A 14,654-nucleotide genomic window follows, 5' to 3' on the forward strand; every position below is an offset into this window, starting at 1 on the left:
CCCGCTCACCGGGAAAGCAACGTTTCCTGAACTTTTGGTCATGTTCGGACGAGTTATCGCGAACCGTTCTCAAACAAGCGCGGCCATGGAGGGTCGGTTCATCCATCGCTTTGCACATCATCGGCATGATCATGCCGAACATCGTCCAAAAACCCAGCTCTCACGAAAATCATTTGCCGAAAAGCATGTTTTTGGCTTTATGCGCGTATGCAGAACAAAGGAACATCCGGGCCGAAGGGCTTCGTCGTGCAACCGCGTCGTCTTCCCAAGACGACCGCCTCAGTCCGCGTGCAGGATTTTGGCGAGATCATCGTCAAACCGACGACCGAGAATATCGAGGTCCAGGCCGGGCGTTGCACCGACTGCGGCGTGCCCTTCTGCCAGAACGCCTGCCCCCTGCAGAACAACATCCCCGACTGGCTCGGCCTGTCGGCGGAAGACGAGATGCGTGAAGCCTGGCGCGTCGCCTCGGCGACCTCGACCATGCCCGAGATCTGCGGTCGCATCTGTCCGCAGGACCGTCTGTGCGAGGGCTCCTGCACCCTGAACCAGTCCGGCTGGGAAGCCGTGACCATCGGCTCGGTCGAGGCCTTCATCGGCGACACCGCCTTCGACAACGGCTGGGTCGAACCCATCCGCCCGGCGCACGAGCGCGGCCAGTCCGTCGGCATCGTCGGAGCCGGCCCGGCCGGTCTGGCCGCCGCCGACCGTCTGCGCAGCGCGGGCTACGCCGTCACCGTCTACGACCGCCACGACCGCCCGGGCGGCCTGCTGATCTACGGTATCCCCGGCTTCAAGCTGGAGAAGCGCGTCGTCCAGCGCCGCACCGATCGCCTGATCGAGGGCGGCGTGGAGTTCGTCCAGAACTGCAACCTCGGCGTCGACGTCACGCTTGATGAGCTGCGCGAGAAGCATGACGCGGTCCTGCTGGCCATGGGCGTCTATCAGGCGCGCGCCCTGTCGGTTCCCGGCGGCGGCCCCGGCGACACCGTCCCGGCCCTCGATTTCCTGATCCACCAGAACCGTCGCGATCTGGGCGAGGTCGACAACGACACCTGGCACAACGCCAAGGGCCGCAAGGTCGTGGTCATCGGCGGCGGCGACACCGCGATGGACTGCGTCCGCACCGCCATCCGCCAGGGCGCCGAATCCGTCGTCTGCCTGTACCGCCGCGACCGCGACAACATGCCCGGCTCGGCCCGCGAGGTTCAGAACGCCGAGGAAGAAGGCGTCGTCTTCGAATGGCTGGGCGCGCCCAAGGCCCTGATGTCGCGCGACGGCACGGTCTCGTCCGTCCGCGCCGCCCGCATGGCCCTGTCGGAACCCGAGTTCGGCAAGCGCCGCGAGATCGTCCCCGTTCCCGGCGGCGACTTCGACCTGCAGGCCGATCTGGTCATCGAGGCCCTGGGCTTCGAGCCCGAGGAATTCGCCGCCCACCACAATGAGCTGTCGCTCACCCAGTGGAACACCGTGGCTGTCGCCCGCTCGGGCTTCGCCACCTCCCTGCCCGGCGTCTATGCCGCCGGCGACGCCGTCCGCGGCGCCTCGCTGGTGGTGTGGGCCGTGCGCGACGGCCAGGACGCCGCCGCCGAAATCGACCGTTATCTGCGTACCCAGACCGAGGAGCAGGCCGCATGACCTGGCTCAACCAATATGAGACCGATCGGCAGCGGCTGATCGACGCCCACGCTTACCAGCCCACGTCGGAAAAAGACGCCTGCGGCGTCGGCCTCGTGGCCGCGATCGACGGCAAGCCGCGCCGTGAAGTCGTGGAATACGCGATCCGGTCGCTGAAGAATGTCGCCCACCGCGGCGCCGTCGATCCCGACGGCCTGTCCGGGGACGGCGCCGGCCTGATGGTCGAGGCGCCCCAGGCCTTCTTCACCGAACAGGTGCGCGTCATCGGCCAGACCCTGCGTCCTGGCCCGATCGCCATTGGCCAGATCTTCCTGCCGCGCACCGACCTTGGCGCCCAGGACCGCGCCCGCGCCATCGTCGAAAGCGAAGTCCTGCGCGCCGGCTTCTACATCTACGGCTGGCGCCAGACCCCGATCGACCTGTCGGTCGTCGGCTCCAAGGCCGGGGCGACCCGGCCCGAGATCGAACAGATCATGCTGGCCACCCCCGCCCACCTCGCCGACCCCGAGGCCGGCGAGGATCTGGAGCGCGAGCTGTATCTCTGCCGCCGCCGGATCGAGAACGCGGTCGCCGCAGAGGCCGTGCCCGGCTTCTACGTCTGCTCCCTGTCGGCCCGGTCGCTGATCTACAAGGGGATGGTGCGCGCCGAGCTGCTGGACCAGCTCTATCCCGACCTGCTGGATCCGACCTTCCAGTCGGCCTACGCCATCTTCCACCAGCGATATTCGACCAACACCTTCCCCGAGTGGCGGCTGGCCCAGCCGTTCCGGATGCTGGCCCACAACGGCGAGATCAACACGCTGAAGGGCAATCTGAACTGGATGCGGTCGCACGAGATCCGCATGACGGCCCAGGCCTTCGGCGACCACGACGAGGACGTGAAGCCGGTCGTTCAGGCGGGCGGCTCCGACTCGGCCGCCCTGGACAATGTCTTCGAGGTTCTGGTCCGCGCCGGACGTCCCGCGCCGATGGCCAAGGCCCTGCTGATCCCCGAAGCCTGGGCCCGTGACGAAGGGCTGATGAAGGCCGACCACCGCGCGCTCTACGCCTACTGCAACGCGGTCATGGAGCCGTGGGACGGCCCCGCGGCGATCTGCGCCACCGACGGCCGCTACGTCGTCTGCGGCAAGGACCGCAACGGCCTGCGTCCCCTGCGCGCCATGGTCACCCACGACGGCCTGCTGCTGGCCGGATCGGAAGCCGGTCTGGCCGGCCTGCCCGAGGCGCGTATCGCCTATCGCCTGCCCATCGGCCCCGGCCGGATGATCGTCGCCGACCTGAAGACCGGGACCATCCTCGACGAGTCCCAGGCCATCGACGCCCTGGCCGCCGCCCATCCCTATCAGGAGTGGCTGGACAATATGATCGATCTGGAGCCGGTCATCGGCCCCGGACCCGAGCCCCGCGCCGCCACGGGCGAGGCCCTGACGCGCCGCCAGATCGCCGCCGGCTACAGCCGCGAAGACCTCGACATGCTGCTGGACCCGCTGATCCGCGACGGCAAGGAAGCGGTCGGCTCCATGGGCGATGACACCCCGCCGGCGGTGCTGTCCGACCTGCCGCGGCCGCTGGCCCACTACTTCCGCCAGAACTTCTCCCAGGTCACCAACCCGCCCATCGACCCCCTGCGCGAAGCCGGGGCCATGAGCCTGAAGACCCGGTTCAAGAACCTCGGCAACATCCTCGCCGAGGAAGAGGCCCAGACGAACGTCTTCGTCCTGAACAGCCCGATCCTGACCACCGGCATGTATGAGCGGATGCTGGGCGTCGTCGGCGCGGGCACGACCGTGACCATCGACTGCTCCTATCCCCTGCCCGCCGAGGGTGACAGGCCGGGCGCCGGCATGCGCGCTGCGATCGACCGCATTCAGACCGAAGCCGAGGCCGCCGTGCGCTCGGGTTCGGCCCTCGTGGTCCTGACCGACGAACGCGCCTCGGAAGAGCGGATCACCATCCCGATGATCCTGGCGACGGCGGCGGTTCACCTGCGCCTGACCGACAAGGGGCTGCGCAGCTTCGTCTCCATCGTGGTCCGCTCGTCGGAGGCGCTGGAGCCGCATGGCGTCGCCGTCCTCGTCGGCGTCGGCGCCACCGCCGTGAACCCCTGGCTGGCCCAGGAGATGTTCCAGGACCGTCTGGACCGGGGCCAGTACCCCGGCCTGTCGCTGCGCGACGCCTGCCTGAACTACAAGGCCGGTCTCGAGGCCGGCCTGATGAAGACCTTGGCCCGCAAGGGCATCTCGGTCATCTCCGCCTATCGCGGCGGCTGCGAGTTCGAGGTCCTGGGCCTGTCGCGCGCCCTGACGGCCGAGTTCTTCCCCGGCGCCCCGTCGCGCATCTCGGGCATCGGCCTGTCCGGTCTGGAGCAGCAGGCCCTGCGCCGCCACGCCCAGGCCTGGACCGAGGCCATCCCCTCCCCGGCCATCGGCGGCTTCTTCCGTATCCGCGCCGGTCAGGAGAGCCACGCCCACGACGCGAAGACGATCCACCTGCTGCAGGACGCCTGCAACCGCGGCGACTACAAGCGCTTCAAGCAGTACACCGACGCCATCCGCGCCCAGCCCGACAACGCCCCACGCGACCTGCTGGAATGGCGCGAAGGCCTGTCGCCCGTGCCCGTCTATGAGGTCGAAAGCGTCTCGGAGATCCGCAAGCGCTTCCTGACGCCCGGCATGTCGCTGGGCGCCCTCAGCCCCGAAGCCCACGGCGTCCTCAACGTCGCCATGAACCGCATCGGCGCCCGCTCCGTCTCCGGCGAGGGCGGCGAGGATCCGGAGCGCTATGCGACGCGCGCCGACGGCGACAACATGAACTCGGCGGTCAAGCAGATCGCCTCGGGCCGGTTCGGCGTCACCGCCGAATATCTGAACCAGTGCCGCGAGATCGAGATCAAGATCGCCCAGGGCGCCAAGCCCGGCGAGGGCGGTCAGCTGCCCGGCTTCAAGGTCACGGAATTCATCGCCCGCATGCGTCACTCGACGCCCGGCGCGACCCTGATCTCGCCGCCGCCGCACCACGACATCTATTCGATCGAGGATCTGGCCCAGCTCATCTACGATCTGAAGTCGATCAACCCGGACGCCCGGGTGACGGTCAAGCTGGTCTCGGCCTCGGGCATCGGCGCCATTGCGTCCGGGGTGGCCAAGGCCAAGGCCGACGCCATCCTGATCGCGGGCCATAACGGCGGCACCGGGGCCTCGCCCCAGTCGTCGATCAAGCACGCCGGCCTGCCGTGGGAGATCGGCCTGGCCGAGACCCATCAGGTGCTCAGCCTCAACAATCTGCGCAGCCACGTCGTGGTCCGCGCCGACGGCGGCATGCGCACCGGCCGCGACATCGTCATCGCCGCCATCCTCGGCGCCGAGGAGTTCAACATCGGCACTGCCTCCCTGATCGCCATGGGCTGTCTGATGGTGCGTCAGTGCCATTCCAACACCTGCCCGGTCGGCGTCTGCTCCCAAGACCCGCGCCTGCGCGAAAAGTTCACGGGCACGGCCGACAAGGTCGTCAACTTGTTCAGCTTCATCGCCGAGGAAGTCCGCGAATACCTGGCCATGCTGGGCGCGCGGACGCTGGACGAGATCGTCGGCCGCACCGACCTGCTGCGTCAGGTGCGTCGCGGCGGCGCCCATCTGGACGACCTCGACCTCAACCCCCTGCTGGTCCGTGTCGAGGCCCCCGAGAAGAAGCTGTGGGCCGAGAAGGGTCGCGCCGAGGTCCCATCGACGCTCGACGCCCGGGTCCTCAACGACGCCTGGGCCTTCCTCGACCGGGGCCAGACGTCCGAGCTCAGCTATCCGATCTCCAACGTCATGCGCACCATCGGCGCGGGCGTGTCCTCGGCCATCGTGCGCCGCTGGGGCCCGACCGGCCCGACCGGCGTCCTGACCCTGAAGCTGCAGGGATCCGCCGGCCAGTCCTTCGGCGCCTTCTGCGCCAAGGGTCTGAAGCTGGAGCTGACCGGCGAGGCCAATGACTATGTCGGCAAGGGGCTGTCCGGCGCCGACATCGTGGTCAAGCCGATCGAATGGCGCGAGCACCAGCCGGCGGTGGGAAACACCACCCTGTACGGCGCGACCTCGGGCCGGCTGTTCGTCGCCGGTTCGGCGGGCGAGCGGTTCGCGGTCCGCAACTCCGGCGCCGAAGCCGTGGTCGAGGGCCTTGGCGCCCACGGCTGCGAATATATGACCGGCGGCCGCGTCGTCGTCCTCGGTCCTGTGGGCTGGAACCTGGCGGCCGGCATGTCCGGCGGCGAGCTGTTCGTGCTCCAGGACCGGGCCCAAGTCGATCTGGCCCTGAACGGCGACCTGGCCTCGGTCGCGGCGCTCACACCCGCCGCCGCCGATCGTCTGGAAGCCCTCGTGCGCGCCCATGCCAGGGCCACGGGTTCGCCCCTGGCCAAGCGCCTGATCGCGAACTGGGCCGAAAGTGTGACGCGGTTCGTCCGCATCGTGCCGATCCCGGTCGCCGAGGCGGAGGCCAAGCTTGACCATCCGGAGGCGGTGCCCGCATGATCCGGGTTCCTCCCCTGTTTTCTCTAGTCGATAGGCCTCCCCGCCGATGACCCTGATCCGCCGCCTCGCCTCAATTCCATTGATGGGGGCGGCGCTTCTCGCCCTCACGGCCCTACCCGCCTCGGCGGCGCCCGCCCTGCTCGGCCATCAGGCCGTGCTCGACCTGAACTCGGGCGCCAGCGCCTGGCTGCTGACCTCGACGGCGCTGGTCCTGATGATGACCCTGCCGGGCCTCGCGCTGTTCTACGGCGGCATGGTCAGGAAGAAGAACATCATCTCGGTCATCGCCCAGTCGACGGCGGCCTTCGCCCTCGTCTCGGTGCTCTGGTTCATCGCCGGCTACAGCCTCGCCTTCGGCAAGGGGCCTGACGCGGTCAACGGCTATATCGGCGGGCTTGAGGCGGCGTTCCTGAACGGCGTCACCTCGACCACCGCGCACAGCCTCCTGCCCGGCATTCCGGAACTGCTCTTCGTCAGCTTCCAGATGACCTTCGCCATCATCACCCCGGCCCTGATCGCGGGCGCCTTCGCCGAGCGGATGAAGTTCTCGGCCTCCCTGCTCTTCTTCGGCCTGTGGCACCTGATCGTCTATGCGCCGATCTGCCATCAGGTCTGGGGCGGCGGCTATCTGGGCTCGCTGGGCGTGCTCGACTTCGCCGGCGGCGCGGTCGTCCACGTCAACGCCGGGATCGCGGGCCTCGTCTGCTGTCTGGTGCTGGGACCGCGTCACGGCTTCGGGCGCGACAACATGGCCCCGGCCAACCTCGCCTATACGGCCATCGGCACGGGCCTGCTGCTGGTCGGCTGGCTGGGCTTCAACGCCGGGTCGGCGGGCGCCGCCGATGCGCTGGCGGGCACGGCCTGTTTCAACACCATCCTCGCCGCCGCCGCCGCCTCGCTCGGCTGGCTGGCCATCGAATGGATCGAAAAGAAGAAGCCGACCCTGCTGGGCCTGCTGTCCGGCATCGTCGCCGGTCTGGTCGCCATCACCCCGGCCGCCGGCTTCGTCGATCCCAAGGGCGCCTTCTTCATCGGCGTCATCGCGGGCCCGGCCTGCTACGCCGGCGCCGTCTGGCTCAAGCATGCGCTCAAATATGACGACAGCCTCGACGCCTGGGGCATCCACGGCATCGGCGGCATCGTCGGCGCCCTTCTGACCGGGGTCTTCGCCTCGACGGCCGTCAACCCGCTGTCGGAAGGCGCCTCGATCGTGAAGCAGGCCATCGGTCTGGGCGGAGCCATCGCCTGGAGCGCGGTCGGCACCTTCGTCGTCCTGATGATCTGCAAATTCACGGTCGGCCTGCGCGTCACCAGGGAGGGCGAGGTCGAGGGTCTCGACTATTCCGAACACGGCGAGAGCATTCACAGCTAGGCCACTCTCGCCCATTGACGCCGCCCCTTCCATCCGGCCCCATGCGCGCCGTCTGGAAGGGGCCCTCACATGAACTCTTGCGTCGCCATCGGCATCGCCGCACTGCTGCTCTCGACCACCGCAGGCGCGGCCTTCGCACAGGTGGCTCCGGCGCCCGCGACGGCCCCCGCCCCCAACCCGGCGCTCGCGACCCTGCTCACCGACTACGAGGCCTTCCTCAAGGCCAATGACCCGGTCTCGGCCGGGTTCGAAGGGGATCAGGCGGCCAAGTCGAAACTGCCGGACGTCACCCGCGCCGCCGAGGTCGCCCAGCAGACGCCGCTGGAGGCCTTCCTCGCCCGCGCCCAGGCCATCCCGATCGAAGGCCTGTCATCCGACGACCGGCTGAACCGTGACTTCCTGATCTGGGTGCTCAAGCGCGCGATCGAATCGATCCGCTTCGACAGCGGCCGCCTGGCTTTCACCTCCGAGGGCGGGATCGGCCAGAACTTGGCCTATGTCGCCTCCTCGACCCGGATCACCAATCGCGCCGACGCCGACGCCTGGATCGCCCGGCTGGAGGGCCTTCCCAAACTCTATGACGACAGTCTGGAGAACGCCCGGCGCGGCCTGACCACCGGCTTCACCCAGCCGAAATCCGTGACCGAGAGCTACCTCGTCTCCCTGCGGAACGAGGTCGCCTTCACGCCCGAGACCGATCCGCTTCTGAAGCCCTTCGCCGCCCTGCCTGCCTCCATCTCTGCAGCCGATCAGGCGGCGCTGAAGACGCGGGCGGCGGCCATCGTCGCCGACCAGATCAACCACCGCCGCCGCCAGTGGCTGGCCTTCGTCCAGGACGATTACCTGCCCGCCGCCTCGGCCGAGGTCGGCATCGGCTCGCGCCCCGGCGGCAAGGACTACTACGCCTTCCAGGCCCGATCCTACACGACCACCGACCTGACGCCGGAGCAGATCCACCAGATCGGTCTGGACGAGGTGACCCGCATCCGCGCCCGCATGGATGTCGAGATGAAGGCGGCCGGCTGGACCGGCGACTTCGCCGGCTTCCTGCAGCACCTGCGCACCGATCCGCGCTTCTATGCGACCTCGCGCGAGGACATGATCGAGAAGGCGTCGGAGATGGCCAAGCGGGCCGACGGCGGCCTGCCCGCCCTGTTCCGCACCTTGCCGCGCCTGACCTACAACGTCCGGCCCGTGCCGCTGGACATCGAGGACACCTACACCACCGGCCGCTACAACGGCGGCTCGCTCGCCGAGGGCGTGCCCGGCGGATACATCGTCAACACCGGCAAGCTGGACCAGCGGCCGCTCTATGAGCTGCCTGCCCTGACCCTGCATGAGGCGGTGCCCGGCCACCACATCCAGATCGCCCTGCAGCAGGAGGCGGCCCAGGGCCCCTATTTCCGCCGCAACGTCGACGTCACCGCCTTCACCGAAGGCTGGGGCCTGTATTCAGAGTTCCTCGGCGAGGAGATGGGCTTCTACCGCACGCCGGAAGAGCGCTTCGGCCGCCTCTCCTACGAGATGTGGCGCGCCTGCCGTCTGGTCGCCGACACCGGCATGCACTGGATGGGCTGGACCATCGAACAGGCGCGTCAGTGCTTCACCGACAACTCCGCCCTGTCGCCGCACAATATCGAGACCGAGTTGCAGCGCTACATCGGCTGGCCGGGACAGGCCCTGGCCTACAAGATCGGCGAGATCCGCCTGCGCGCAATCCGCACCCGCGCCGAGACCGAGCTAGACCCCAAGTTCAACGTCCGCGACTTCCACGACGCCCTGCTGGTCGATGGCCCCCTGCCGCTCGACCTGCTGGACCAGCGCATGGACGCCTGGATCGCGGCCCAGAAAGCGAAATAAGACTCAGCGCTTCCGCGGCAGGTCGATGGCGGCCAGCTTCCAGAAGAAGACGCTGCGGCGTTCCAGCAGCAGGTCGACGTAGTCGTCCGGATGGTCCTCGCGCGTCAGACGGATCGCGAAGGTGTTGAGGCCGCGATAGCTGTAGCCCTGATGCACCTTGCTCGAGGGCTCGTCCGGGATGCGGGCGCGGTTGCGGGCCACACTCTTCGCGTTCGGGACCTCGCCCGAACGCACCATGGCGGCGACGGCGGGAGGCGTCACGAAGGCGTCGACGGCGCCGCTGATCAGCGTCGGGGCCAGGATCATGCCCAGACCGCCGAGGCCGCCGGCGCGGTCGCCGAGGTCGGCGCGCATCTCCTCCACCAGCTTGGCGTTCAGTTCTTCCTTCAGGCTGGTGCGGAAGGCCGGGAAGTCGACGAACTGCTCCAGCTTCGCCTCATCGCCCGCCTTGGCGGCCGAGATCAGCCCGCGCACCGCCAGCAGCGGCGAGGCGAAATACGCCGCGAAGAAAAGGAACAGGACGCCGCCGAGGACGGCGAGTTGGGTCTTGCGGTTCATGCGGTCTCCTCGAACCGCAACGCGGCGCAGGCTTGACGGTTTCGAGGAAGGATCAAAGCGCTACGGAACCTTCCGGAGGCAGACCAATATGCACCAGTTTCCACTCGAACGGCCCTCGCCGCTCGAAGGTGAAGATCGTCGGGGCATGGGCGTCATCCGCGATGCTCAGCCGGGCGCGATTGACGCTCCAGTAGACCGGACGGGGCCAGCCCTGGGCGGTCTTGCCGGCCGGATTCTCCGCCACCGTCAGGGCGTCGCGGCCGGCGCCCGAGGTCAGGGCGATCAACGGCTGCGGGGCCAGCCAGGCGTCGACCGGCGGTGCGCTCGGGACGACCTGGGGCACGGCCTGTTCGAACTGGCGGCGAATGGCGCCGAACGGATCCTGCAGGATCGACGGCGGCGGCGTCAAAGGCTCGACGCGGCCCGAGACCTGGGGCCTCAGCGAGGCGCGCACGGCGTCATAGTCGATCAGTTTGGACAGCCCCTGCACGTCCCCGGCCTGGGCGGCGGCGCGGATGCCGAAGAAGGCGACGGCGGGGGCGATGAAGAAGGCGGCGACCGCAGCGACCACACCGACGACGATCAGGTTCAGAATCAGCCGTTTGAACGAAGGATCGCGACGCGACGCGGCCTTGCGGGCCTGGGAGCGCGCCCAGACCGGCTGATAGTCGGCGTCGTTCGTCGATTCCTCGGTCACGGCCTGTCCCTCACATGTCCCCCGACGGCTTGAACCGTGACGCTATGCGCTCAAGACAACGCCCGCAACGGCCAAGCCGTTGCGGGCGCATCATTCTTGTTGGGCGCTAACACTCGCCGCGCGGCGGCTCGTTGCTTGAGCGCCCGTGGGCCTGGCTTAGCCGATGTTCGGAAGCTCGGCCTTGAGGTTCTCGGCGACCTTGTCGAGGAAGCCCTCGGTGGTCAGCCAGCCCTGTTGATCGCCGACCAGCAGCGCCAGGTCCTTGGTCATGAAGCCGGCTTCGACGGTGTCGACGACGACCTTTTCCAGGGTCGAGGCGAACTGATCCAGCTCGGCGTTGCCGTCCAGTTTGGCGCGGTGCTTGAAGCCCTGCGTCCAGGCGAAGATCGAGGCGATCGAGTTGGTCGAGGTGGCTTCGCCCTTCTGGTGCTGGCGGTAGTGGCGGGTCACGGTGCCGTGGGCGGCTTCCGTTTCCAGCACCTTGCCGTCCGGCGTCATCAGGACCGAGGTCATCAGGCCCAACGAGCCGAAGCCTTGGGCGACGACGTCCGACTGCACGTCGCCGTCGTAGTTCTTGCACGCCCAGACGAAGCCGCCCGACCACTTGATCGCGGCCGCGACCATGTCGTCGATCAGACGGTGTTCGTAGGTCAGGCCGGCGGCCTTGAACTTGTCGGCGTATTCGGCGTCGAAGACTTCCTGGAAGATGTCCTTGAAGCGGCCGTCATAGGCTTTCAGGATCGTGTTCTTGGTCGACAGATAGACCGGGTAGTTGCGCTTCAGGCCATAGCCGAACGAGGCGTGGGCGAAGTCGCGGATCGAGTCGTCGAGGTTGTACATGCCCATGGCGACGCCGGCGCCCGGGGCCTTGAACACTTCGTGCTCGATGACCGTGCCGTCTTCACCGACGAACTTCATGGTCAGGACGCCCTTGCCGGGCATCAGGAAGTCGGTGGCCTTGTACTGGTCGCCGAAGGCGTGACGGCCGACGACGATCGGCTGGGTCCAGCCCGGGACCAGACGCGGCACGTTCGAGCAGATGATCGGCTCGCGGAAGACGACGCCGCCCAGGATGTTGCGGATGGTGCCGTTCGGCGATTTCCACATCTTCTTCAGGCCGAATTCCTTCACCCGGGCTTCATCGGGGGTGATGGTGGCGCACTTCACGCCGACGCCGTGCTTCTGGATGGCGTGGGCCGCGTCGATCGTCACCTGGTCGTCGGTGGCGTCGCGGTTCTCCATGCCCAGGTCGTAGTAGTCCAGGTCGACGTCGACGAACGGGAAGACCAGCTTGTCCTTGATCCATTGCCAGATGATGCGGGTCATTTCGTCGCCGTCGATATCGACGATGGGGTTTGCGACCTTGATCTTGGCCATGCGGAGCGCCTCTGACGTTTGGGAAGGAGAACAGGTTGGCGGCGGTATAGCCACCTCAGGCCCATGGCGCAAAGGGGGCACGCAAAGGGGCGCTTGCCACCGGTTAACCCTGCCCCGAAAAAGTCGCCCACGGCAGAGCTGAACCGGGGTCGTTCGGACGGCTTACCTCTGGCGGAAGGGCGTCATGACTCATCGAGGGGCAGAGTGAGCCAGGAAGCCGAAAGACTGACCGAACAATGGATCCTGACGTTTCTGGAGGCGCCGCCGCTGGTGGACGTGGAACTGATGCGAATGGTGCTCGCTGAGCATGAGGCCCGAGCCGAGGAGGACCCGCCATGACCGAAAAGAGCTTCAAGGCCGGCGACACGGTCAAATGGGACCACAGCCAGGGCACGACCACCGGCAAGGTCGTCCGCAAACTGACCAAGCCGACGGCGATCAAAGCGCATAAGGTTGCGGCCTCGAAGGAGAACCCCGAGTATCTGGTCGAGAGCGGCAAGACCGGCGCCCTCGCCGCACACAAACCGTCGGAACTGCGCAAGGCCTGACCGGCCGCGTTATTGGGGGGAAGACCAATGCGGAAACTGTCGATGGGGGTCGCTGCTGCGTTCGCCCTCGCCGCCTGTAGCGGAGAGAATTCTTCGGCCGCGCCCGGCAAGACCGCCAAAGGCGAGGCCGCTGCGGCGGGTCCCGCGTTGACGTCCGAGAGCAAGACCTTCCGCGACTGGTACGCTGTCTGCGACAACGGCAATCTGTGCGCGGCCTATAGCGGCGGATCGACCGGATGGATTCTCATCCAGATGGACGCGGGGCCGGCGGCTAGCCCCACCGTTCGCGTCGGCATGTGGCCCGACGGGGGTGATGAACTGAAGACCCCGATCAGTGTGGTCATCGACGGCAAAAGCTACCCGACCTCTGTTGGGCCGGAGGACACCTCCAGCGCCAGACTCTCGGGTGGGGACGCCCATGTCGTCATCGCCCAACTGGCGGCGGGACACGCGGCCAGCCTGTCGTCGGACGGACAGACGGTCGAGATTCCCGTCGCGGGCGTCTCGGCGTCCCTGCTCTGGTTCGACGAGCGGCAAGGAAGACTGGACACCACCACCGCCCTGATCCGCAAGGGAACGAAGCCGGCCTCGACCGTGCCGGCAGCGCCGGAGGTTCCCCACATCGTCCCCGCGCCCGCCGTAAGCCAGACCGGCTTCGACGCGCCGCTTGATCCGATGAACACCGACGACGACACGCACCACGCCGTGCCGTCTGCCGCCCTTGAGGCCTTGCCGGCCGTCAAACAGTGCCGCGCCGACACGGACTTCAACGCATATCTACAGAAGGCGGTCACCGCCTCGCGGCTGAACGCCACCACCGAACTGTGGGGCATCCCCTGCGACAGCGGTGCCTATAACGTCAGCTACGCCTACTATCTGACCGGTCCCGGCGGAACGAACCCGCGGGTCGTCAACTTCCCGGGCAGCGACGGCCCGACGACGCCGACCGGCGCGGACGGCGACAACGGCTGGCTGGTCAATCCGGCCTATGACCCCGCGACCCGCACCTTGACGGCCTTCGCCAAGGCGCGGGGCTTGGGCGACTGCGGCGTGGCGCAGACCTGGACGTGGACGGGCCAGGCCTTCGTCCTGAACCGCGAACAGGTGATGTCGGACTGCTGGGGCATGGTCTCCGACTTCTGGCCGACGACCTACCGAAGCCGATGACAGCGCCCGCCCCTTTCCCGAAGGATGGCCCCGAAGTTCTGGTCATCGGCGCCGGTCCGGCGGGCCTGACCGCGGCGACCTATCTGGGGCGGTTCCTGCGCCGGGTGTTGGTCGCGGACGCGGGCCAGCCGCGCGCCTGCTGGATCCCGGTCAGCCATAATATGCCGGGTTTCCCGGCCGGGATCACCGGGGCCGCCATCCTGAGCCGGATGCGCGAACAGGCCGAGGAATACGGCGCGGTCGTCGAGCCCGGAGCAGTGGAAGCCCTGACGGCGGTCGAGGGCGGCTTCCTCGCGCGGCTGAACGGACGCGTCATCCCCGTCCGGGCCGTGCTTCTGGCCACCGGCGTCGTTGATCACCATCCGAACCTGCCGGGCGTCGAGGATGCGGTACGTCGGTCGCTGGTCCGCATTTGCCCGATCTGCGACGGCTATGAGGCGACCGGCAAGGCGGTGGCGGTCATCGGCGACAGCGACATGGGCGTGCGCGAAGCCGCCTTCATCCGCACCTATACGGATCGCGTCACCCTGATCCACATCGACGCGGCCGAGGCCCTGACCGAGCGCGCCGCCCTGGATCGGCTCGGAATCGCCCTCGTCGAGACGCCCATCGAAGCCGTGCATCTCGAGGACGACCGGGTGACGGCCTTCAGCTTCGGCGGAAAGCGCACCGCCTTCGACCTCGTCTATTCGGCGCTTGGGACCTCGGCGAACGCCTCGCTGGCCGAAGGCGTTGAGGCTCTGACCGGCGACGACGGCCGCCTCGTCGTCGACAGCCATCAGCTCACGACCGTCCCGGGCCTCTACGCCGCCGGCGACGTGGTGCGCGGCCTCAATCAGATCGCGGTGGCCACGGCGGAAGCGGCCGTTGCCGCCACCGCCATCCACAACGCTCTTCGCGAGGCCGACGGACTAACCGTTTAG

11 protein-coding genes are annotated in these 14,654 nt (G+C 68.0%); 8 read left to right on the forward strand and 3 right to left on the reverse strand.

All coding sequences use genetic code 11. From position 1 onward, the window contains the following. The first annotated feature begins 207 nt into the window (after positions 1-207). From IFJ75_RS12530 to IFJ75_RS12545, 4 genes are all read left to right on the forward strand, one after another. Positions 208-1,638, forward strand: coding sequence for an NAD(P)-dependent oxidoreductase (locus IFJ75_RS12530; RefSeq protein WP_207868521.1), 1,431 nt, complete (start codon positions 208-210; stop codon positions 1,636-1,638). Continuing rightward, the gene (gltB, locus tag IFJ75_RS12535; protein WP_207868522.1) at positions 1,635-6,152 is read left to right on the forward strand and encodes a glutamate synthase large subunit; all 4,518 of its coding nucleotides are present in this window, start codon (positions 1,635-1,637) and stop codon (positions 6,150-6,152) included. The genes IFJ75_RS12530 and gltB overlap by 4 nt, the downstream gene beginning before the upstream one ends. 46 nt (positions 6,153-6,198) lie before the next feature. After that, positions 6,199-7,524 carry an ammonium transporter gene (locus IFJ75_RS12540; protein ID WP_404822025.1) on the forward strand — a complete coding sequence of 442 codons (1,326 nt, stop codon included), beginning with the start codon at positions 6,199-6,201 and terminating at the stop codon, positions 7,522-7,524. Between the two features lie 69 nt (positions 7,525-7,593). Further along, a complete protein-coding gene (locus IFJ75_RS12545; protein WP_207868523.1) occupies positions 7,594-9,384 on the forward strand; it encodes a DUF885 domain-containing protein in 1,791 nt (596 codons plus the stop codon). Positions 9,385-9,387: 3 nt separating this feature from the next. Here the strand turns inward: IFJ75_RS12545 and IFJ75_RS12550 are convergent, their stop codons facing one another. From IFJ75_RS12550 to IFJ75_RS12560, 3 genes are all read right to left on the reverse strand, one after another. Then, complete coding sequence (locus IFJ75_RS12550; RefSeq protein WP_207868524.1) at positions 9,388-9,942, reverse strand: DUF2939 domain-containing protein; 555 nt, start codon at positions 9,940-9,942, stop codon at positions 9,388-9,390. 52 nt (positions 9,943-9,994) lie between these two features. Continuing rightward, positions 9,995-10,639 carry a DUF2939 domain-containing protein gene (locus IFJ75_RS12555; protein WP_207868525.1) on the reverse strand — a complete coding sequence of 215 codons (645 nt, stop codon included), beginning with the start codon at positions 10,637-10,639 and terminating at the stop codon, positions 9,995-9,997. 156 nt (positions 10,640-10,795) lie between these two features. Beyond that, entirely contained in the window at positions 10,796-12,016 is a 1,221-nt protein-coding gene (locus tag IFJ75_RS12560) for an NADP-dependent isocitrate dehydrogenase (protein WP_207868526.1), read from the reverse strand. A 204-nt stretch (positions 12,017-12,220) separates the two neighbouring features. Here IFJ75_RS12560 and IFJ75_RS20005 point away from each other — a divergent pair, with 204 nt between their 5' ends. The 4 genes from IFJ75_RS20005 to IFJ75_RS12575 are packed head-to-tail and all read left to right on the forward strand — an operon-like array spanning position 12,221 to position 14,654. Further along, positions 12,221-12,355: a hypothetical protein gene (locus IFJ75_RS20005; RefSeq protein WP_263972982.1), complete on the forward strand. Its 135-nt coding sequence runs from the start codon at positions 12,221-12,223 to the stop codon at positions 12,353-12,355. Further along, positions 12,352-12,564, forward strand: a complete 213-nt coding sequence (locus IFJ75_RS12565; RefSeq protein ID WP_207868527.1) for a hypervirulence associated TUDOR domain-containing protein — start codon at positions 12,352-12,354, stop codon at positions 12,562-12,564. The genes IFJ75_RS20005 and IFJ75_RS12565 overlap by 4 nt, the downstream gene beginning before the upstream one ends. Positions 12,565-12,591: 27 nt before the next feature. Beyond that, positions 12,592-13,731, forward strand: coding sequence for a DUF1176 domain-containing protein (locus IFJ75_RS12570; RefSeq protein WP_207868528.1), 1,140 nt, complete (start codon positions 12,592-12,594; stop codon positions 13,729-13,731). Beyond that, on the forward strand, positions 13,728-14,654 hold the full coding sequence (locus IFJ75_RS12575; RefSeq protein WP_207868529.1) for an NAD(P)/FAD-dependent oxidoreductase: 927 nt from the start codon (positions 13,728-13,730) through the stop codon (positions 14,652-14,654). The genes IFJ75_RS12570 and IFJ75_RS12575 overlap by 4 nt, the downstream gene beginning before the upstream one ends.

Source organism: Brevundimonas goettingensis (assembly GCF_017487405.1).
Lineage (GTDB): Bacteria > Pseudomonadota > Alphaproteobacteria > Caulobacterales > Caulobacteraceae > Brevundimonas > Brevundimonas goettingensis.